Source organism: Treponema maltophilum ATCC 51939, from assembly GCF_000413055.1.
GTDB classification, from domain to species: domain Bacteria; phylum Spirochaetota; class Spirochaetia; order Treponematales; family Treponemataceae; genus Treponema_C; species Treponema_C maltophilum.
Genome location: NZ_KE332518.1, coordinates 861,869 through 881,793, shown reverse-complemented (window position 1 = coordinate 881,793; position 19,925 = coordinate 861,869). Strand labels below are relative to the sequence as shown.

Annotated in this window: 15 protein-coding genes; 1 reads left to right on the top strand and 14 read right to left on the bottom strand. The window is 50.6% G+C overall.

Translation table 11 applies throughout. From position 1 onward, the window contains the following. Nucleotides 1-23: 23 nt before the first annotated feature. From HMPREF9194_RS03945 to HMPREF9194_RS03900, 10 genes are all read right to left on the bottom strand, one after another. Nucleotides 24-1,241 carry a fibronectin type III domain-containing protein gene (locus tag HMPREF9194_RS03945; RefSeq protein WP_016525085.1) on the bottom strand — a complete coding sequence of 406 codons (1,218 nt, stop codon included), beginning with the start codon at nucleotides 1,239-1,241 and terminating at the stop codon, nucleotides 24-26. Next, on the bottom strand, nucleotides 1,231-4,131 hold the full coding sequence (locus HMPREF9194_RS03940) for a FecR domain-containing protein (protein WP_016525084.1): 2,901 nt from the start codon (nucleotides 4,129-4,131) through the stop codon (nucleotides 1,231-1,233). Before HMPREF9194_RS03940 ends, HMPREF9194_RS03945 begins: the two co-directional genes overlap by 11 nt. Next, complete coding sequence (locus HMPREF9194_RS03935) at nucleotides 4,097-6,001, bottom strand: adenylate/guanylate cyclase domain-containing protein (protein ID WP_016525083.1); 1,905 nt, start codon at nucleotides 5,999-6,001, stop codon at nucleotides 4,097-4,099. Before HMPREF9194_RS03935 ends, HMPREF9194_RS03940 begins: the two co-directional genes overlap by 35 nt. A 117-nt stretch (nucleotides 6,002-6,118) precedes the next feature. Next, nucleotides 6,119-7,486 carry a M16 family metallopeptidase gene (locus HMPREF9194_RS03930; protein WP_016525082.1) on the bottom strand — a complete coding sequence of 456 codons (1,368 nt, stop codon included), beginning with the start codon at nucleotides 7,484-7,486 and terminating at the stop codon, nucleotides 6,119-6,121. After that, nucleotides 7,461-9,569 carry a polyribonucleotide nucleotidyltransferase gene (gene pnp / locus HMPREF9194_RS03925; protein ID WP_016525081.1) on the bottom strand — a complete coding sequence of 703 codons (2,109 nt, stop codon included), beginning with the start codon at nucleotides 9,567-9,569 and terminating at the stop codon, nucleotides 7,461-7,463. Before pnp ends, HMPREF9194_RS03930 begins: the two co-directional genes overlap by 26 nt. Before the next feature lie 18 nt (nucleotides 9,570-9,587). Continuing rightward, complete coding sequence (gene rpsO / locus HMPREF9194_RS03920; RefSeq protein ID WP_016525080.1) at nucleotides 9,588-9,857, bottom strand: 30S ribosomal protein S15; 270 nt, start codon at nucleotides 9,855-9,857, stop codon at nucleotides 9,588-9,590. A 31-nt stretch (nucleotides 9,858-9,888) separates the two neighbouring features. After that, the gene (locus HMPREF9194_RS03915) at nucleotides 9,889-10,722 is read right to left on the bottom strand and encodes an FAD synthetase family protein (RefSeq protein ID WP_016525079.1); all 834 of its coding nucleotides are present in this window, start codon (nucleotides 10,720-10,722) and stop codon (nucleotides 9,889-9,891) included. 19 nt (nucleotides 10,723-10,741) lie between these two features. Then, nucleotides 10,742-12,280, bottom strand: a complete 1,539-nt coding sequence (locus HMPREF9194_RS03910) for an AbgT family transporter (protein ID WP_016525078.1) — start codon at nucleotides 12,278-12,280, stop codon at nucleotides 10,742-10,744. Between the two features lie 20 nt (nucleotides 12,281-12,300). Next, a complete protein-coding gene (locus tag HMPREF9194_RS03905; protein WP_016525077.1) occupies nucleotides 12,301-13,446 on the bottom strand; it encodes a M20 metallopeptidase family protein in 1,146 nt (381 codons plus the stop codon). An 18-nt stretch (nucleotides 13,447-13,464) separates the two neighbouring features. Beyond that, a complete protein-coding gene (locus HMPREF9194_RS03900) occupies nucleotides 13,465-14,643 on the bottom strand; it encodes a MalY/PatB family protein (protein WP_040846171.1) in 1,179 nt (392 codons plus the stop codon). 183 nt (nucleotides 14,644-14,826) lie between these two features. Between HMPREF9194_RS03900 and HMPREF9194_RS03895 the strand changes: the two genes are divergently transcribed. Then, entirely contained in the window at nucleotides 14,827-15,672 is an 846-nt protein-coding gene (locus tag HMPREF9194_RS03895; RefSeq protein WP_040846170.1) for an AraC family transcriptional regulator, read from the top strand. 15 nt (nucleotides 15,673-15,687) lie between these two features. Here the strand turns inward: HMPREF9194_RS03895 and HMPREF9194_RS03890 are convergent, their stop codons facing one another. From HMPREF9194_RS03890 to HMPREF9194_RS03875, 4 genes are all read right to left on the bottom strand, one after another. Then, nucleotides 15,688-16,158 carry a hypothetical protein gene (locus HMPREF9194_RS03890; protein WP_016525074.1) on the bottom strand — a complete coding sequence of 157 codons (471 nt, stop codon included), beginning with the start codon at nucleotides 16,156-16,158 and terminating at the stop codon, nucleotides 15,688-15,690. A gap of 253 nt (nucleotides 16,159-16,411) precedes the next feature. Continuing rightward, nucleotides 16,412-16,987, bottom strand: a complete 576-nt coding sequence (locus HMPREF9194_RS03885) for a ribonuclease HII (RefSeq protein WP_016525073.1) — start codon at nucleotides 16,985-16,987, stop codon at nucleotides 16,412-16,414. After that, nucleotides 16,984-19,275, bottom strand: coding sequence for a chitobiase/beta-hexosaminidase C-terminal domain-containing protein (locus tag HMPREF9194_RS03880; protein ID WP_016525072.1), 2,292 nt, complete (start codon nucleotides 19,273-19,275; stop codon nucleotides 16,984-16,986). The genes HMPREF9194_RS03885 and HMPREF9194_RS03880 overlap by 4 nt, the downstream gene beginning before the upstream one ends. 14 nt (nucleotides 19,276-19,289) lie before the next feature. Next, nucleotides 19,290-19,904 (bottom strand): phosphoribosyltransferase, encoded by a 615-nt coding sequence (locus HMPREF9194_RS03875; protein WP_016525071.1) that lies wholly within the window; start codon nucleotides 19,902-19,904, stop codon nucleotides 19,290-19,292. Between the last annotated feature and the right edge of the window lie 21 nt (nucleotides 19,905-19,925).

Below are 19,925 nucleotides of genomic sequence, written 5' to 3'. Positions count from 1 at the left end.
AAAACAAATATTGCGTCGTTTCCCTAAAACATCCAGCCGACGGAAACTTCCGGCTGAACAATATACTTCGGCATGCCTTTTCTGAACACGATAAAGTGTTCGACGCCGGCTTCGACATACATCTTTTTGAATATATTTAAAAGCTGCAGCGAGGTTCCCGCACTGATGCCCGGTCCCCAATACCAGTACGCGGGACTTTTTACATCGCCCGAACCCTCAAACACAAAGCGGCTGTTTACCAAAAAGGCGGCGCCCAAGCCCGCGTGTACGTCGAGGTTTAAGCGGTGTTTTATAAGCGGATATATGTACACCGCGTTCAACTGTGCGGTCATGAGCGTGCCGTTCAGCCTGTAATACTCGTGCTTTGAATTCATCATTGCGGCCGAATAGGTCAGGTTAAAGCCGAAGTTGCCGTAGGTTCTTTTTATCGGCAGGAGCGAAAAGCGGAACATGCCGCCTAAGGGGGCGACGTTCCTGTTATAGAACGTTTGAAAGGCGCTTTGACCCGCAAAGCCGGTAAACGTATAGCCGACCGACACATAGGCGTCCACGGGCTTTTGGAATTTGAAGGTTACGGTTTTGCTTTTGTCGGTTAAGCCGCTTATATCGCGCACGGTAAAGGTATAGACGCCCGGATTGAATTTATTTAAGTTCAATTCAAAGCGGACTTTTTTTCCGTCTTTGGAAAGCTCGGTCGGCACAAGCGCGATCGGCGCGCTCCCCTGTTTGTTCAGGAAAAACACGGTGTGGCGCAAAAAATACGCGCCGGATGCGGCAAAGATGCCGTCGAAAAATTCATCCAAATAGATGAGGTGCGGCGACACGGATTCGACTTCCGGCTGGTGCGCGATCAAAATTTCAAAATTGCGGTAAGCGCTGGACGCTTCGGCCTGTCCGAGCAGGTTGATGACGGTTATTTTATAGCGGTAAGTTCCCGGCGGCAGCGATACATCGGTAAAGTTGTCTTTTACCGTTTTTTTATCGATTCTGCGCCACTTGCCGTTATCGTCCTCTTTTTCGAGTTCGAACTCGTAACCCAAAATATCGTCAACCTTTTGCCACGAAAGCCGTTGGTATAAAACCGAGCCGTGTTCGCTTTCCTCGATAAAATAGTGCGTCGGTTCCTCCGTTTGCTCTTGGACGGGCTCGCCGGTACCGGCAGGAGTCTGCGCCTGTGCGGGCGGCAGGCATACAAAAAAAACAAGCGCACACAAAGCCGCAAAAAATCGTCTATCGCCCATACAAAACTCCGGTATCATCTGTTTCGACTTTTTTCGTTTGCGGCAAATCTATGACAAAGTGCCGCACGGAAGCGTTCCCGTCTTGGAACAAAAGGCCGTTCTTTAAACGCCGTTGGGCGCGTATGTCGGCAGAAAACGTTCCGCGCGATAATTTGGCAAGTTCGGTAAATGTAAAGGCACATTCGCCCGCAGTACCCGCCGCGGAAGCTTCGTTTGCCTCTATTTCGCGCTCGAAAATCTTTTGATTTTTAGCGTTGTACAATTTGATTGAATAATGCGTAGCGTCGGCGTTCTTTTTCCAACGGAACACGATGCTGCGGTTCGTTTTGAAAAAGTTTACACTGAATGTTTCGTTTTCCTCCGGTGAAGAAACGGCAAGTTTTTCAAGCGGCGGTATGGGTAAAACGGTAAAAGTTCCGTCCCGAACCGACGAAATGTCCAAGCCGTCTTCGGTTGCGGCGCTGACCCGCCAGCGGTAGGTTCCGGCTTCAAGCGGCGGAAGGTCTACCGTATAATCGGGATTCGAAACCGAAATGATGCTGCCCGCTTTGCCGACCTTTTCGAGTACGAGGCGGCTTTTTACGGGTTTTTCAACCGAGTTCCATTCCAAAGTGCCCGGCTTGAGGGCCGCATCCACGCCGGAGATCCGTGCACCGCGCACGGGAGACACGAGTTCGACGGGGCGCAGGTGCTTTAAATCGAAGGTTTTATCGGCGGCAAAGCTGTGGCGCCGGCTCGACGTAACAGTCGCCGCGGCAAAAGCCTGCACGTGTATAACGTAGCGCCCCTCGCGTATCGACTGCAAAGCCATTTTTACTTCGGTGCCGGTAATGTACAGATTTTCGTATAAGGGCTGCGAATCCAAGCCCGGCTCGGTGATTTTTACCTGATAATAATCGGCAAGCGGAACGGCCGTCCACGCAAAGGTCGTTTTCGCATCGGGGCGGACAACGACCGAATCGCCTATACCGATAAGTTCCGGACGAGGAAGCGCGGGAGCAACGTTCAGCTTTTTGGCCGGCGTATGAAAAGTTTCGTCTTCGCTTTTTATCGCCACGCGCCAATAACAGTCGCCCCGCTCGAGCATGAGGCCGTCGATACCGGAGCCCTGCGCTTTTATGTCCAAAAGGGGAGATGAAAAATCGGGCGTCGCGGACACTTGAAAGCGCTGTTCGCCCTGCAAATTCGTTTTCCACGTAAAGCGCGTATCGAGGCACAAGGTGTCGGCCAACACGTAATTGTCCGGCGGAAAAAGCGAACGAAGGATAACTTCGCTGTCGCGCGTTTTAAAAGAGGAAGCCGCGCTTGCCGTTAAGCGTTCGCCGTTTTTATCGAGCCCTTCAACCGTCCAATAATAAGTGCCGTTCGGAAGCGCTTTTGCGGCGTTTTTCAGCTCGTAATAATTGATGTCGGAAGAACGCTCCAAAACGGGATTGTTCATCGCTTCGGTTTTTGCAACGCGCACAAGGTATTTTTTTACCTCGCTTACGCTCTTCCACGAAAAGGTTACGCTTTTGCCTTCGGCCGTATCCGCGATTTTTCCGGGCGCAAGCTGTTCTATAGGTGCAAAGGTTTTTTGTTTTTCGATATAAAAAACCGATGCGGGAGTCGGCTTGCGGCTCGTTTCGTCTTCCGCCGCATAAATCGGCGTTAACCGCCAGTACCATGTTCCGTCGCGGGGAAGCACAAACGAAACCGATTCGCCGTTCACCTGTTTTGTAACGGCGGGATTTTTCATATCGGGATCGGAAGAGGCTTCAAGCACGTAGGACGAACATACTTCGTTGCCCTTCCACAAAAAGCGTACGGCCGGAAGCGCTTCTTTATACACATAGCGCCTGTCGCTCGCGGGTTCAAGAATTACGGGCGGAGGCGCGGCCAAGACGGTAAATTTTCCCGAATCGGACGAAGCATCTTCCGGGCCTTTTTCGGCGGCGTACAGTCTCCAATAAACGGTGCCGGGTTGTTCATCAAGGGTCAATTCTTTTAAGCCGGTAACCGACACGCGGCGCACATTTTGCGTAAAATCGCGGCTGCGGGACGTTTCAAAAATCAATTCGCTGCCGTCGTCAAAAGAGCTGTACCATTTAAATGGAACCGCAGCCGCTTTACCGGCGGCGTTTTTGTTCAGTATTTTCATTTCGGGAGCGGGACTTATAACCGAAACAAAGGGGCGATTTTCGGTGCCTGCGGCATCGGCTCTTCCCGGCTCATAACCGAAACCGCCGGCATTCACAACCGTCCCTTCGGTTAAGATTTCGCCTTGCGCCTGTGCCGCGGAATCCGCTTCGGCAAAACCGCCGTCCGTTTTGCTCAGGGCAGCCCGTCCTTTTTCGACGCTCAAACGCAATACGCCGCCTGAAGAATCGGCTTCCCGGTCGGCCTCAAGCTTTTGCATGTGCAAAACCGAATCTTTTTCCACATTGACCGATGCGTTATCCGAGCGCACGGCCATTGCCGCGCCGGCCGTCTGCACCGAAATTCTTCCTTCGTCAACCTGTATGGCCGTTTCGTCTTTTTGCGCTTGCTTAAAGATTTGAATCATCGTGTTCGCACCGACGCTTATGACGTTTTGATCGGGAAAGTTAATCGTCGCTTCGGATAAAGGCGCGGTACGGATAATGTCGCCGTTATACACGGGCGAATACTGCACGGGTCTGTCCCATACGGAACGGTCGAGAAATTTTCGCTGCACGCTTTTGTATTTATACGAAACGGTTGCGATTTGCACCTTATCGCTGCGTTCAAGCGTTTTATTCACATCGCGGTAAAACAGCCGGGCCGTAAAGGCAACCGCAGCGAGAGAAAACACAACGACGGCGATATCCTGCAATATGCTTACCGCGCTCGGAGAATCAGGATTGTATTTTGTACTTTTTTTCGTCTTCATTGAGATTTACCTTCGCAAAATCGGGAGTCGGGATTCCGAGTACAGTCCGTATTTGTCCGAGTGATTGGGGGCCTTTTGCGCCCGCGCCGGGGATGCCGTCTTCGGCGGGCATATTGACAACGGCAAACATTCTCAGCGGTTTTTCTTTGCCTTTGACGGTAACCGCCGGCATTTCTTCAACGACAACATGATCGCGCACCAAATTATACGTGTATTCGGTAATAAGGATGTCCGTTCCCATCGGCTTGTTCAAAGCTTCCGTGCGGGAAGCGAGGTTTACGGCGTCCCCGATAACGGTATATTCCATTCGTTTTACCGAACCGATTTGCCCGGCAACGACGGCGCCCGAATTGATACCGCATCCTATGCGGATAATCGGCTTTTTATCTCCGCCGCGGCCGCGGTTGAACGCAATAAGAGCCGCCCTCATGCGTAATGCCGCACGGATGCAGTTGAGCGCATCTTCTTTCGGACTTCCCGCCGAAGTCGGGGCGCCCCACACCGCCATAATCGCGTCTCCGATAAACTTATCGACAACACCGTGGGTCATGTTCACGCATTCGACCATAGCCGTCATATATTCGTTCAAAAACTCGACGACTTCCGACGGCTCAAGTTTTTCGGAAATCGCCGTAAACGAACGGATGTCCGAAAAGAAAATCGTCGTTTCCTTTGTTTCGCCGCCGAGCGCAAGTTCCCCGCGCGCGGCAAGCTCGGCGATTTCTTTATTGATAAAGCGGCCGAACGAATCTTTAAGCCGTTCGCGCTCCGCAAGCCCCTTGCCCATCTTTACAAAGCTCGACGTTAAAAGTCCCAGTTCGTCTTTTGTTTTCGGTTTTAAATCAAGTTCGTATTCGCCCTGCTCTATTTGCCCCGCGGCGCGCGCAAGGGTTTTAACCGGCCGGCTTATCGATTTGGAAAAAAACCATATAAACACAATCGAAAGGAACAATACGATAACGCTTAAATAAATATTGCGCCGCGTCGTATCGGCAACCGGTTCCAAAAGAACGTCGGCATCCGCGGTCGTTAAAACGGCAAGTTCGCCGAAGGCAAGGCGGCGGTACGTACCGAAATACTTTTTACCGGTATCGTCGGTAACGAGAAGCTGGCGGTTCGTGTCGCCGTTTTCGCGCATCTGTGTAAACAGCGAAAAATTGCTCACATTGGCGCCGTTTTTTACCAAGTTGAAATCGGGGTGAATGAGGATGTCGCCGTCGTCGTTGACCAAATACGTGGTTTGCAGCGTTCCGGCTCCGAAACTGTCGGATATTTTTTCGGCGGAAAAGAAGACGGCCAAACCCTGATTTAAGCCCCGCTCCGTGTAGGGATAGCACAGCACCAGCAGGGGGCTTTCGAACACGGGAGAAGCGTTCAGCACGTTCATAATGCCGCGTTCGGTTTCGCGGATTTTATCCCGCTCACGGGATAAAAAAGTATCGATAAGAGAAGGATCCAATTCGTTCGACAAAAAGAACGCCGAACTTAAAAGTTTGCGCTCCAAACCGTCGGGCCGGTTCGAATCGGTTACCAAAACGGCGGCAACCGAAGGATTGCGCTCAAAGTAAAAATCCGCCGCCTGTTTTGCAAACGAACTCCCGCTTTCCGTTCTATTCAAAATATCCAAAAGCAAAAACGCGTTCGCGCGCAAAGACGACAAATCTTTTTCCGCCAAGCCGGCGGCTTGCGCGTTTACCGTGCGGTTGTTTTCTTCCGCGCGGATTCGCACATCCTGACTTCCGAACCACGTAACCAAAAGCGTAATAATTCCGAGCGATAAAATCGTCAAAACCGAAATAATAACAACCAGTTTTGCTCCGATGGAAAATTTAACCCGATACGAAACTTCATCTCCTGCAGTTTTTGTCATGTCGCCAACTCTTTAATTGAAATTGAAATAGAGGCTCTATTGCCCTTATATAGTATATACTAATATACGGGAAAAAACAATTTGAGCCGCACACAAAACATAAAAATCGATATTTTTTTAATTTTCGGCGCGGTACAGCGATTTTATCTTTTTTTGAACGGAAGAAGACAATTCGGGGCCGTAGGCGACAACGATTTTTTCGGGCGAAGCAAGCAGGCTTTGCAAAGCCGACTCAAGTTCTGCTCCGCTCAAACCGCGTATCGCTTTAAGGCTTTCGTCGAAGGGCGTCTGAACAAAGCCGTAAAACGCGCAGCGCGCGAGGCGCTTCATGCGGTGTTCGGTATCTTCGGCATTGATGATTTCTTCGCCGCACACATGCTCTTTTGCCGCGCGGATTTCATCGTCGCCGAAGCCCTTTTGCACAAGTAATTGCAGTTCGTCGCGCACTACGGCAAGGATTTTTGCGGCGTTTTTTTTCGGCGCGCACGCATAGGCGCACCAATAGCCGCAGTCGGCATAGAGCGAAAAAAAACTGTACACGGTATAGCAATAGCCGCTCCGTTCACGCAACGCTTGAAAAAGCCTTGAGCTCATCGTATCGCCGATAAGCGCATTGAGAACCGACCAAGCGTAATAATCTTTCAGCGTAAACGGAAAGCGCAATGGATATAAAACGAAAAACTGTTCCTGCTGAAAATCGGCGCTTAAAAAATGCACGCCTCCCTTGCTTCTTTTTTTCGGAGTCGGAGAAAGCAGTACACCTGCGGGAATTTGCGCAACTGCGGGAACGGACTGAATACGGGGACGACAAGCGGCGTGCGGCCCCAATTTTTCAAGACGGGAACACAAAGCTTCGGGATTTACGTTGCCCGCGACGCAGACGGTAAGCTCTCCTTTTTGAAAAAAATCGGCATACCACGAGCGCACCGAATCGGCGGTCAACTTCCGCACGTCTTTAACGGTACCCGCAATCGGAAACGACAAGGGATCGCCGGGCCATAAAATGTCGCTCACCGCGTCCAAGGCGGCGTCTTCGGGATCGTCGGCCGACGCTTCTATTTCGCTTTCGATAACCGTGCGCTCGCGCTCCGTTTCTTCGCTCAAAAACACGGAATGTTCGGCCATGTCGCACAAAATGTCCAGCGCATCTTTGGCATAAAAAGACGGGACAACGCAATACAGGCACACCTGTTCGCGCTCGGTAAAGGCGTTCGCATAACCGCCCATGCGGTCGAATGCGGACGCGATATCGAAAGCGCTGCGGCTTTTTGTGCCTTTAAAAAGCATGTGTTCGGCAAAATGACTTATGCCGCGCCGGCCTTTTTGTTCGTAGCGCGAACCGCAGGAAAACCAAAAACCGATTGCAACCGTCCGCACGGCTTCAATCGGTTCGGCAATCAGCGTAACGCCGTTTGAAAATCTGCGTTTAAAAACCGGCCTTGCGGCCGGCTCCGTTTTTTTACTTGTGCTGCGCTTCAACGGCATCGATGTAGGATAAATTCAATCTGCCCATCTTATCGATTTCCAGCAGTTTTACGGGAATTTGCTGACCCTCGCTTACGACGTCCGACACCGAAGCGATTTTCGTGCGCGAAAACTTGGAAATATGGCACAAGCCTTCTTTGCCGGGAAGAATTTCGACAAAGGCGCCGAAGTCCATAATGCGCTTAACCGTACCGTTGTAAATCAAGCCGACTTCCGGATCTTCGACGATTCCCTTTACGGCCGCTTTTGCACCGTCGGTTGAGGCGGCGTTTTTGCCGTAAATCGTAACCGTTCCGTCGTCTTCGGTATTGATCGTAACGCCGTATTGGGCGGAAACGGCTTTTATGTTTTTGCCGCCCGGCCCGATAAGCGCTCCGATTTTATCCACGTCGATTTTCATCGTTTCGATCTTGGGCGCATACTTGCTTATTTCGGCGGCGGGCTTGTCGATCGTTTGGTTCATAATACCCAAAATATGCAAACGGCCGCGCTTTGCCTGAGCGAGCGCCTTCGTCATAATTTCTTTTGTAACGCCGGCGATTTTAATGTCCATTTGAAAGCCGGTAATACCGTCTACGGTGCCCGCAACTTTAAAGTCCATGTCGCCGAGGTGGTCTTCTTCGCCCAAAATATCGGACAAAATCGCATATTTTTCGTACGCGTTACTTTCGGTACCTTCGGTAATAAGTCCCATCGCTATACCGGCGACGCTCTTTTTCATCGGAACGCCCGCGGCGAGCATGCACAAGGTACCGCCGCACACCGACGCCATCGAAGAAGAACCGTTCGATTCCATAATTTCGGAAACGACGCGGATTGTATACGGGAACTTTTCGCGGCTCGGCACCATCGGCTCCAACGAGCGGCGCGCCAAATTACCGTGTCCTATTTCGCGCCGTCCGGTTCCCATTCTGCCGACTTCGCCGACCGAATACGGCGGGAAGTTGTAATGCAAAATAAAGTGTTCGCGCCGATCACCGTCTATGTCGTCGTACACCTGTTCGTCGAGCATGGTGCCCAAGGTTGCAACCGCAAGCGATTGGGTTTCGCCGCGCGTAAACAGCGCCGAACCGTGCGGACGCGGCAGTACGCCGATTTCGCAGGTAATGGGACGGATATCTTCCGTTCCGCGCCCGTCGACGCGCACGCCCTTATCGAGAATGCTTTTGCGCAAAATATTGTATTCCATGTCTTCAAAAAGCGCATCGAACAATTTTTTTTGCGCTTCGTCTTCGAGCTGCTCCGCGTATTTTTCGGCGAGCAACGTTTTTACGGATGCAATCGCGTCGCGCCGTTCGTGCTTGCCCTTTACAAAGCAGGCTTTTTCCATTTGCGGAAGCGCTTCGGCGAGCATGGCATCTTTATTTTCAAGGGCAACCTGCAGCGGCGAAAGCGGAAGCTTTTCTTTTCCGGCAAGTTTGCGCAGTTCATCCTGCAAGCGGCACATTGCGGCGATAAAATCCTGCGCTTTTTCCAAAGCGCCGAGCATAACGTCTTCGGACACTTCGTTTGCGCCGCCTTCGACCATCGTAAAGCCGTCGGCTGTTCCCGCAACGACGATTTCCATATCGCCTTTTTCGATTTGCTCGTAGGTCGGATTCAAAATATATTCGCCGTTTACGTACCCGACGCGCACTCCGGCAACCGGTCCGTTAAAGGGTATGTCCGAAATATGCACGGCGGCCGAACTTGCGATAACCGAAAGTATGTCCGGCGGGTTTATTTGATCCGAAGAAATGCAGGTCGGAATAATTTGAATTTCGCGCCCGAAAGCAATATCGAACAGGGGGCGCATGGGCCGGTCGATAAGGCGCGACACGAGGATTTCCTTATCCTTGGGGCGCCCTTCCCTTTTTATAAAACCGCCGGGAATTTTTCCCGCGGCATAATATTTTTCGTTGTAATCGACGGTGAGCGGTACGTAATCCAAGCCTTCCTGTGCGGAAGGAGAAGCACATACCGTCGCGATAACGGCCGAACCGCCGTATTGCGCGTACACGGCGCCGTTCGCCTGTTTGGCAATCCGGCCCGTTTCCAAAATCAGCTCGTCATCGCCGATTTTATATGTAACTCTGTGAACCATTTAATCCTTCTTATTCTATTATTTACGCAAACCGAGGTCTTTAATAAGCGCGCGGTACGTTTCCAAATCTCTGCGCTGCAAGTATTTGAGCAGTCTTCTGCGCTGACCGACCAGCTTTATAAGAGAGCGCGACGCCCCGGTGTCTTTTTTAAACGTCTTACAGTGCTCGGTAAGCTGTTTAATCCGTTCGGTTAATAATGCGATTTGAACTTTCGTATTTCCGGTGTCTCTTTCATTCGCACCAAAATTGTTTACAACCGATACCGTTTTTTCTTTTGTAAGTGCCATACTTACTCCTTTTATTTTAATCCTTAAAGTCTCAATTTTTAAACCGGATCGTATCGAGCCGGCAATTTTTATATACATCGGGCACATCCAGGCGAAGGACGGAAGAACCCGCATGTAAATCCGCTGCAAAACCGATTTTTTTTCCGGCATCCGATGCCGAAACGTTTACGCGGTAAACGCCGTCGGGCGGCAGTATTTGAAAACAGTCTTGCCCGCCCCCGTATTTTTTTAACGCGACCGTTTTACCGCCCTCGTTTTCGGCGCTGAAGCACAAGCAGTCGATTTCGAACGGCCGTCCCAAAAGCTGTTCGGCTTTATCGAGACTGCCCGAGCGGATGCACCGGCGCACGGCGCTGGAACTTATGCGGCTGCCGCCGTCGGCTGCCAAAGACACAAAATCGCATTCGATTCCGTGTTCGCCGGCAAACTTCCGTATTTCGTCTTCTCCGGCCGCGTGATTATGCCCGCAGCGGAAAAGTTTTCCCACTTCGAAAAAACGCATTCCGCAGTAATCTTTTAATACGGTTAAAAAGGTATACCCCTCCATTTTACTGAAATCGGAGGAAAAGTCAATGACTACGGCGAAAGCGAAGCCCCATTGCTTAAAAACTTTCAAGCGCAAACGCAGCGTCGATATGTCGCCTTCATATGAATCCTGCTGCTTAAAAGCGCGCGGAGAATGTGTAAAGGTAATAAGACCGGGTAAAAGAGCGCGTTTTCGGGCATCCGCAACAACTTTCGCACATAAAACCTCGTGCCCCCGATGCGGGCCGTCGAAACCGCCGACAGTCAGCGCGGTACCGCTTCCCGCAATAAAGTCCGAAACCTTTGAATTAAGAACATCGTCCCATGAAAAAACCTGCATGTTCACCGAGTATAGCAAATTACATAAAAACGTGATAGCCCGGCCCTATCGGCAACCCCGAAACGGTCCACAGCGCCAAAAACGCCACCCAGATAAGCGTAAAGGCTATCGAAAAGGGCAGCATATACGCCATAACCGTTCCCGTTTGCGCGCGCTTATCATACTTTTGCGCATAAGCCAAAATAATTCCCAAATAGGCGAACGTCGGCGTGATATTATTGGTTAAGCTGTCGCCTATGCGGTAGACCATTTGCGTTGCCGCGGGCGTTATGCCGGCAATCAAAAGCATCGGAACGAAGACCGTAGAAAGAACCGCCCATTTGGCACTCATGCTGCTTACAAAAAGATTTATGATCGCAATCAAAAATACGAACGCGATAAAGAGGCCGACGCCCTGAATGCCGCTGTTTTTAAGGAACATACCGCAATTGATCGCGATAATCGTTCCCAAATTGCTTTTTGCAAAAACCGAAATAAACTGGCTCGCAAAAAAACAAATAAGAAAAAACGGCGCAATCGTTTTCAATTCGTTTGTCATCATATCGAAGATGTCTTTGAATTTTTTAATCGAACCGGTAACTTTTCCGTACACATAACCGGGGACGGCGAATACGAACAGAATAACCGCGGGTATGGCACGCAGCATCGGACTGAACGCAAAGGATTTCCCTTCCGGCGGAGCGAACGGCATGCCTTTAAATCCCATAACGACGATAAGCAAAACCAGCGCCGCCAAACTCACGGCGGACATTCTCATGGCTTTTTTTTGTACGCCGGTAAGAGAAACCGCAAAATGCTCCTGTTCTTCAAGCTCGAATTCGACGCCCATACCGGTTTCGTCAAGCTTCTTTTCTATAAATCGTATCGAAACCCATGCGACGGCTGGACTTAACAAAAGCGTCGAAGCAAGCATAAAATAATAGCCGCTCGCAGGCGAAACGACCATCGCGGGATCCACCAGATGGGCGGCGGCTTCTGTCATGCCGGCAAGCATCGCGTCTCCGTTGCCCACAACAAGGGCGGCACCGAAACCGCAGGCTACGGACGCATAAGCGGTAAAAAGTCCCGCCAAAGGATTACGCTTTAAGTTTATATACAGCACGGCAATAAGCGGCGGAAAAACGACAAAGGCACTGTCGCCGATGAGGTTGCCGTTTATGCCGATCAACACCACAATCATCGTTACCAAAAACTTCGATTTAAAGTTTGAAGCAAGCGATAAAATACCTTTTAAAAAACCGCTTCCGTTGGCAACGCCCAATCCGAGCGTCGCGATGAATACCGCGCCGATCGGAGCAAAGCCCGCCCATACCGACGGGAAACTTTGCAGTATTTCGGCGATACTTTTTGCAGTAAGCAAATTCACCGCGGCAACTTCTTTATTGTTTATCGGATTGATAACCTTTACCCCGGCTGCGGCGCAGACGGGGGATAAAATCAGCGTTAAAAAGAAAAACGCGATAAACATATAAATCGGATGCGGAATTTTATTTCCCGCACGTTCAATAAAGCCCAGTACGCCCGTAAGCTGTGCCTTTTTTTTATTTGAGTTCTCCATTTTATTCCTCCGAAGAAATCCTACATATTTCGTTTTATAAAATCGACGTAAAACCGGACGGCGCTTTCCAAAGCCGCTTCGTCCATATCGAATTTGCCGTTGTGATGAGCGTGCACGATACCCTTCGCCTTGTTCCCTATGCCGATAAAGGCGTAAAAACCGGGAAATTTCTGCAAATAACAACCGTAATTGTCGGCGCCCATAATCCGCTCAAAGTGAATGACGTTTTTGCTCCCGAAAACCGCTTGAGCCGACGGCAGAGCTTTGGCGACGCACAAAGCGTCGTTTACGACCGGCGGAAGACCGACCGGCGTCGTCCATTCGATTTTCGTTCTCGTGAGCGTTGCGGCGGCTTTACAGCTGCGGTCGATAACCGAAATCAGCTGTTTTTTTTCGGCGGACGAAAAAAAGCGCATTGTTCCGCTGAGTTCCGCGCGGTCGGGAATAACGTTCGTAGCGCTTCCGCTGTGGAACATTCCGAAGCTGAGCGTATTGTTTTGCAGCGGGCTGAATTCCCGGTCTTTAATTCGGAACGCTTCTCCGACAATCATCGCTCCGGCATTTATCGGATCGATTCCCTGGTCGGGTCTTGAGCCGTGGCAGCCTTTTCCGGTTACAGTGATGCGGAAACTCGTCGTCCCGGCCATTACCGCGCCCGGCTGCAAAGATATTTTTCCGACGGGAATATCGGCCCACAGGTGCGAACCGATTATCGATTCGATTTTGCCGGCCTTTTTAAGATAGGCGATCATCTCTTCGTGCCCCTTACCGATTTCTTCGGCTTGCTGAAAACACAGGTACACGGTTCCCTTCAGTTCGGCTTTAAGCGATTGCAGCTCTTTTGCAAAAGCCAAGAGAATCGCGATATGACCGTCATGACCGCACGCGTGCATGCAGCCCGGATGTTCCGATTTGAACGGAAGCCCCGTTTGCTCTTCTACGGGCAGCGCATCGATGTCGGCGCGGAACGCATAGGTTTTTCCGCTCAAAGCGCCTTTTATGCATGCGGCGGTACCGTACTCGCCGACCTTTTCATACGAAACGCCCAGCTTTGTCAATTCTTTTCGGATATTTTCGGCGGTCTTTTTTTCCTGCAAAGACACTTCCGGTATCCGATGGAATTTACGCCGCAGCGCGACAACGTATTCTTTTATATCGTCAGACACATTCTCCTCCGTGTAAAATTATTTTCGTTTTTTTTCAACGGCTTTTTCGAGCCGCGCCAAAGCTTCCTCAAGAACCGAGCGCGCGCAAGCGACATTGAGCCTGAGATATCCGTCCTGTGCACCGAAGGATCTTCCGTCGCTTAAACCCAAACGCGCTTCGTTTACGATAAAATCGCAGAGCTCGTCGCCTTTCATGCCGAGCGCGCGGCAGTCGAGCCACATCAAATAGGTACCTTGCGGTACATAGGTTTTTATTTCCGGAATTTTTGCGTCCAAATAATTTTTAACGAACCTTACGTTGCCTTCGATGTAGCGCAAAAGCTGTTCGAGCCATTCTTCGCCTTCACGGAAAGCAATTTCGGTTGCAAGAGCGCCGAAACAGTTAGGCATACCGATAGCGACGCGATGCCAAAACGAATCGAATTTTTCTTTTGACGCTTTATCGGGAAAGATGATCGTACAAGCTTGCAAACCGGCAAGGTTAAAGGTTTTCGTCGCCGACGTACAGGTAATCGTATTTGCGGCGGCTTCAGACCCGATTGAAGCAAAGGGAATATGTTTGTTGCCCCAGAGCATAATATCCGAATGGATTTCGTCGGACACGACGGGCACCTTGTACCGGCGGCACAATTCGTCGATTTTTTCCAATTCGGATCTTTTCCACACACGCCCGAGCGGATTGTGCGGATGGCATAAAATAAACAGTGCGGGCTTTTTTTGCAGCGCTTTTTCAAACGCATCAAAATCGATATCGATAATGCCGCCGTCTCTTTGCGTCAACGGAACGGTAAGCGGAAGACGGCCGCAGTTTTTCGTCGCATTAAAAAACTCCGAATATACCGGCGTAAAAAATAAAACGGTCTGTCCTTCGCGCGAAAATTCGCTTATAACGGCGGCCAGAGCCGGAACGACGCCCGGACAAAAAGATGCAAGAGCGGTATCGAAGAGCCAGCCGTTCCGTTTTTTTTGCCAATCACGCACGGACTCGAAATAGGAAGACGGCCGCAGCGTATAACCGTAAATACCGCTTTTTGCGCGCTTGCAAATCGCGTCGATAACCGGCTGCGCGGTCGGAAAATCCATATCGGCAACCCACAGCGGAATAATATCTTTTTTACCGAATACGGATTCGGCTCCGTCATATTTAAGCGAATCGGTATTTCTTCTGTCTACACGGATATCAAAATTATAAGTCATAGGCATGAGTATAGCGCCTGTATGCTGCGTTGTCAAAGGCTTGATGTAAAAGAAAAAGCATATATATTGACACATAAAAGAAAAAAGGACGATACTACCCCGTAAAATCCGTACAAAAAATATCGGGCGGGAACGGTTAAAAGATCCTATACTTTGTTTTCAGACGGGAGAAGCCGAGTGAACATGCTCAATTCTTTTAACAGGACGATGGACTATATTGAAAGCGTGCTTGACGGTGAAATCGACGAAAAGGAAGTCGCGCGGATTTCACGCTATTCGTTTGCACTTTTTGCAAGACTGTTTTCGATACTGACGGGGTACACGCTCGGCGAGTACCTGCGTTTTCGAAAACTGAGCCGGGCGGCCGTCGACTTGCGCAACACAAACGAAAAAGTCATCGACATCGCTTTAAAATACGGATACGAGTCCCCCGATTCTTTTGCCGCGGCGTTTAAAAAATTTCACAATGCGTCGCCGAGCGAAGTAAAAGACGGAAAAGAATTCACATCGTTTTTGCCGCTTCGCCTGTCGTTAACCGTTACGGGAGGTAACATGATGAAAGTAAAAATCGAAAAAAAAGATGCGTTCAGCGTCGCAGGCTTAAAGGAAACGGTTTGCGCATCGTATGATTTTCCTTCGCTGTGGAAAAAGTTGTATTTGCACATACCGCATTCGCAATTGGTAAAGCTCGGCAACGGACAAAGTTTCGGCGTATGTACGGAAGTAAGCGATTGCAAAGACTTTACGTATATGGCGGCCTACGACCTTCGCGGCGCATCCTGCAAAGAAAAAGCTCGGGAACTCGGTTTATCGGTTCTCGAAATCCCCGCAGCCGAATATGCGGTCGTTACGCTTGAAGGAGCCGTCCCCGACTGTATTCACGCCGGATGGAAATTCGTTATGGAAAACTTTTTTCCCGAACATGGTTTTCGTCATGCGGGCAGCCCCGACTTCGAAGTCTATGCCGAAGGCGACACGGACTCGCCCGCCTACAAAATGGAACTGTGGGTACCGATCGTAAAAGAGTAAAGAACAAAAACAGATTTACAGCGAGTTTCCGTTTGCAGCCGGTACAGCCGAGCCTCTTTCTTTCATGTACGTGCATACTTCGGCGGCAGTGAGTCTTTTCGCTTTTGTGTTCGGGAACTCGCGGTATTCGCTTTGCGAAAAAACCGGGGCGCCGGCCGGGCAGGTTTTGTCTTTATTCGTTTTTAAGTACGAACTCAGGTCGTTTTCATCGGCGAATATTTTGTAAAAGGTTCTTCCCTTTGCGCTTTTGATTTCGTATATACCGCAGCATTTTTTCATTGTGTAATCGGCGGTGCGCAAGTACAGTTTTGCAATTTCCGAAGACTGAAACGGAAAATTCCACCGTTGCAGTCCTTTTTCCGTTTTCCCGATACAAATACAGCGGCCGCAGATTCCGCACACATATTGCATATGGTTTTCCAAGCATTCCCGCGGATTCAAAAGCGGTGTTATCCGGCTTTCGTTTACATAACATTCTTCACACACGGCGGTGCCTCCTTATCGGCTGCAATCATACGGGTATTACAACAACTGTCAAGCAGGTAAAAAAACAGAGATTCGGCATGAATAAGAATAATAAAAAAGTTTGTCCGCGATAGGGCGTAAAAAAGTGTCCGTTCAGGCAATTCACTCCGCTCATAAGCCGTTCACGGTCCCCTTTTTCACGCCCTCGCTATAAATGTGTTTTTTCAGCTTCGTTACACATGCTGAATCCCGTTTCTCATTTTTCATATCGGGGTTAATACGAAAAGCTCATGCGCTGAATGGGAGAGGGGCCGAGCTTGCGGCACAGTGTGCGGTGTTCAAGCGTCGGATAGCCCTTGTGCCGTTCATAGCCGTAAGCCGGATACAGTTTTGCGTAAGCGCACATAATGCGGTCGCGTTCCGTTTTTGCCAAAACGGAAGCCGCCATAACCGCTGGAACGAGCGAGTCGGCGCGCACGAGCGCGGTACAGGGCACTCCGACCTCGGGACAAAAGGTGCCGTCGGCTATGCATTCGATTGTGAGGCGCGGATCGGGAAGTTTTTCATAAAGGCGCTCATACAGGCTTTCAAAGGCTTGCTTCATCGCAAGCAGGCTTGCGCGTAAAATATTGATGCGGTCGATTTCTTTTTCGTCTACGGATGAAACCGCCCAGGCGACGGCTTTTTCTTTTATGAGTATTTCGAGCGTCCCGCGTTTTTTTGCCGAAAGTTTTTTGGAATCGTTAAGCAGTTCGACGGGAAAATCGGGCGGCAGAATAACGGCGGCGGCGGTAACGGGGCCGGCCAAGGGTCCCCTTCCCGCTTCGTCCAAACCGCAAATCACGCTCATCGGCTTGCGTACAGCGAAGAAAAACCGCTGTAGGTATTTTTGGAAACATCGATTGCGATGTCGGGAAAAACGTTCGACCACACGGCGCCCATGCCGTTCATCGGTTTTTCGGAAACGAACTCGTTGTTCCCGAGTTCGAAATTCGAATCGAGGAACTCGAGCGCCCGCACCAGATTCCCGCTCAGTCTGAACGACGAATCGAAAACCGTTACCGAACTGCGAACGCTTTTTACGCCGACTCCCGTTTGCGCAATTACAACGGAGCGCACATTGTGCAAATTCACCACCGAATCCTTTGCGCTGACGGCATCCGCGTATACGACGCCCTCGGCGGTAAAGCCGCAAAAGTCCGCGTCGAGCGAAGAAGATTTCAGACCGAAGCATGAAACGCCGTTCGGATCGCGGCATATGAGTTCGGCATGCGAAAAAGAAAGCGCGGCGTTTTCGGCTTGCACCAGATACGTTTGAAGCATATCGTTTTCGCCTACACCATAGCGTTCGAGCGTGCAGTTTTTCAAATTGAAAAACGCATTGCGCACCGTAAGCGATGCGTCCTTTTCGAACTGCAAGCGCGTTTTTCCGTCGCCGCACAGTTCGGTGTCGCGCTCTATAAGGAGCGGATGAATGTCGGAAAAAGTGCCCTCGAGCATGCAGCGCACAAAGGGCGAAGCCGATTTTTGCACCGCGGTATAAAGAGCGGGAAAAGAACCGAAGGGTTTGTCGGGAGAACCGTCGGCTTGAGCGTCTTCGGCAGCGGTCGAAGCGTAAAAGTTTACGGCGTCCGCAACCGTTTGAAAGCGCACGACGGGGCTTTTGTTGCCGGCCGCATCGGCACTGTACGCGTCCACCGTGTACAATCGGGCGCTTTTTTCTCCCGATGTAAGGATAAGACTTCCGCCGGAAAGCCGCGTAAAAGATTCTTCGTTTTCGCCCGCAAGGGAGGATTCGAGCGCGCGGTTTATGTCTTCGATGCGGGAACGGGAAAATCCCTTTTCGGCTTCGAACGTTTCGGCAAAGCGGTAATAAACGGCGCCTTCGCTTTGAATGTCGAGGACAATGTCTTTTCGCGCATAAAAATCCTTTTCCGACGACACAAACACGGGAGCCGAAGGCGGAATTTTATCGATAATAAACGAAGGACGCACGGAGCCCTGCTTTACGCCCTTATACAGTACGTCGATATTTTCCGAAAAACCGAAAGCATCGCCTTCAAGCGCATCGACCGAAAAAACCGGCGAGTACAGTTTTTTCCCGTCTTTTGTCCGAGCGCAGAACAGAAAATCCGGATCGTCGAAAGACAGATTCACCGCCTTGTTCACGGAAGGAACCGCAGGAAGGCCATGAAGTTCGGGTTTGGGCGGAATAAAAAGCCGGTTGAATTCCGAAAGCGGCGCACCGGATAAACCGAGCGCGCTTTGAGTACCGGCCGCGTTCACCGCGGCGGCCGCTTTACTTTCCGCGTCGTCGATTTTCCAATAGAGCATATGCGGCTTTGTTCTGTCGATACGGATGCGCGCCGAAGCGCTTACGCGCACGGGACCTTCGTCGATCGCATAAAAAACCGGAAACGGAGTTTTAAACGCCGCGTAATTCCAATCATCGAATTCGGGAAGCGTATCGGCAGAGAGGATTCCGTCCGCCGCACCGGCCGTTTCCGAACCGGGTGATTTTTCCGCATCTCCTCCGGTTAAAAGCACATAGCGGAACGGCACTTCCCCGTCGTAGACGGCAAGCGGAACGAAGCGCTCGTACACGGAAGCATAGGGCAGCATAAGCCGGCGCCCGGTAAAAAAGACCGGACTGGGCCCTGCGGTATACGAAACCGATTCGGGAAGATCGATATAGGCGGACGAGTTTACACGCAAAAACGCTTCGTCGGCGGAAAACGGGCGCGCCGCCCGTATATACGCCGGTTCTTCTTTCGGAACGACCGTGTACGGAATTTCGGTTTCGAAAATCGGGGCGGAACCGTCGGTTACGACAATTCTGAGCGCAACGCTGCCCGCAACAGAAAGCACAACCGGACCGTCGTATGCAAAGCCCGACACGGAAGGGTCTTCGCCGTTCAGCGAATAAAATGCTTCGGCGCCTTCGGGTAAGTCGAGCACTAACGTTTGATAATTCGCCCACACGCCCGCAGCGGGATTGATGACATAATCCGGTGCGGCGCTCCGGAGGCTTTTTAAGCCTTCGTTCGCATACGCGCCGCAAAACGGCAGAGATAAAAAGAGGACGGCGAAAAAAAAGTTCAAAGCGGATGCGGCTCTTTTTTTTGTCTTTTTTTCCATTCCGATTTTCCTCTCTATTTTGCCGATTTCTGAAACAAAGGTTCGAGCACGTCGCGCAGTTCCGGATCCGACGCATAATAATACTTTTCGCGTTCTTCGGCCGTCAACCCGACCAATTCGTGGCTCAAATAATGCAGCCAGTTGTCGTTATCTCGGTTCGGCTGAGTGAACTTGCGGCACCAATAATCGGGCTGAATGGGAAGTTGCTCTTTCAAATCGGTAAAATATTTGTAGTCGTGAACGGCAACCTTTATGTCTTTGCGCGGAATGCCCTTTTCGAGCAGAATTTCGACTAAATGATTTATGGTTCTGCCGGTATCGAAAATATCGTCCACAAGCAAAATACGGTCGCCGGGTCGCAAATGTTCGGGCGAATAGGTCCAGCCGTCGACCATAACGCGGCTGTGACAGCGGATATCCGAATATGAGCGCGCAACGACGGCGGCATACAGCACCGGATGCACATCTTTTCGGGCAAGTTTAAAATATTCGCTGAGCACGTTCGCAACGTACGCGCCTCCGCGAAGCGACACATAGATAACATCGGGAATAAAACCGTCCTGCAAAATACGGTGCGCCATTTTAAGCGCGTTATTCCGTATGCTATCGGACGACACAAATTCTTTCATCAAAAACTCCTGTAATAAACA

Bases quoted from the DNA above. Each gene is read 5' to 3' on its own strand.
- HMPREF9194_RS03875 (WP_016525071.1), bottom strand. From the start codon at position 19,904: ATGAAAGAATTTGTGTCGTCCGATAGCATACGGAATAACGCGCTTAAA.
- HMPREF9194_RS03895 (WP_040846170.1), top strand. From the start codon at position 14,827: ATGCTCAATTCTTTTAACAGGACGATGGACTATATTGAAAGCGTGCTT.
- HMPREF9194_RS03940 (WP_016525084.1), bottom strand. From the start codon at position 4,131: ATGAAGACGAAAAAAAGTACAAAATACAATCCTGATTCTCCGAGCGCG.
- HMPREF9194_RS03935 (WP_016525083.1), bottom strand. From the start codon at position 6,001: ATGACAAAAACTGCAGGAGATGAAGTTTCGTATCGGGTTAAATTTTCC.
- HMPREF9194_RS03930 (WP_016525082.1), bottom strand. From the start codon at position 7,486: ATGCCGTTGAAGCGCAGCACAAGTAAAAAAACGGAGCCGGCCGCAAGG.
- HMPREF9194_RS03880 (WP_016525072.1), bottom strand. From the start codon at position 19,275: ATGGAAAAAAAGACAAAAAAAAGAGCCGCATCCGCTTTGAACTTTTTT.
- pnp (WP_016525081.1), bottom strand. From the start codon at position 9,569: ATGGTTCACAGAGTTACATATAAAATCGGCGATGACGAGCTGATTTTG.
- HMPREF9194_RS03915 (WP_016525079.1), bottom strand. From the start codon at position 10,722: ATGCAGGTTTTTTCATGGGACGATGTTCTTAATTCAAAGGTTTCGGAC.
- HMPREF9194_RS03885 (WP_016525073.1), bottom strand. From the start codon at position 16,987: ATGAGCGTGATTTGCGGTTTGGACGAAGCGGGAAGGGGACCCTTGGCC.
- HMPREF9194_RS03910 (WP_016525078.1), bottom strand. From the start codon at position 12,280: ATGGAGAACTCAAATAAAAAAAAGGCACAGCTTACGGGCGTACTGGGC.
- HMPREF9194_RS03945 (WP_016525085.1), bottom strand. From the start codon at position 1,241: ATGGGCGATAGACGATTTTTTGCGGCTTTGTGTGCGCTTGTTTTTTTT.
- HMPREF9194_RS03900 (WP_040846171.1), bottom strand. From the start codon at position 14,643: ATGACTTATAATTTTGATATCCGTGTAGACAGAAGAAATACCGATTCG.
- rpsO (WP_016525080.1), bottom strand. From the start codon at position 9,857: ATGGCACTTACAAAAGAAAAAACGGTATCGGTTGTAAACAATTTTGGT.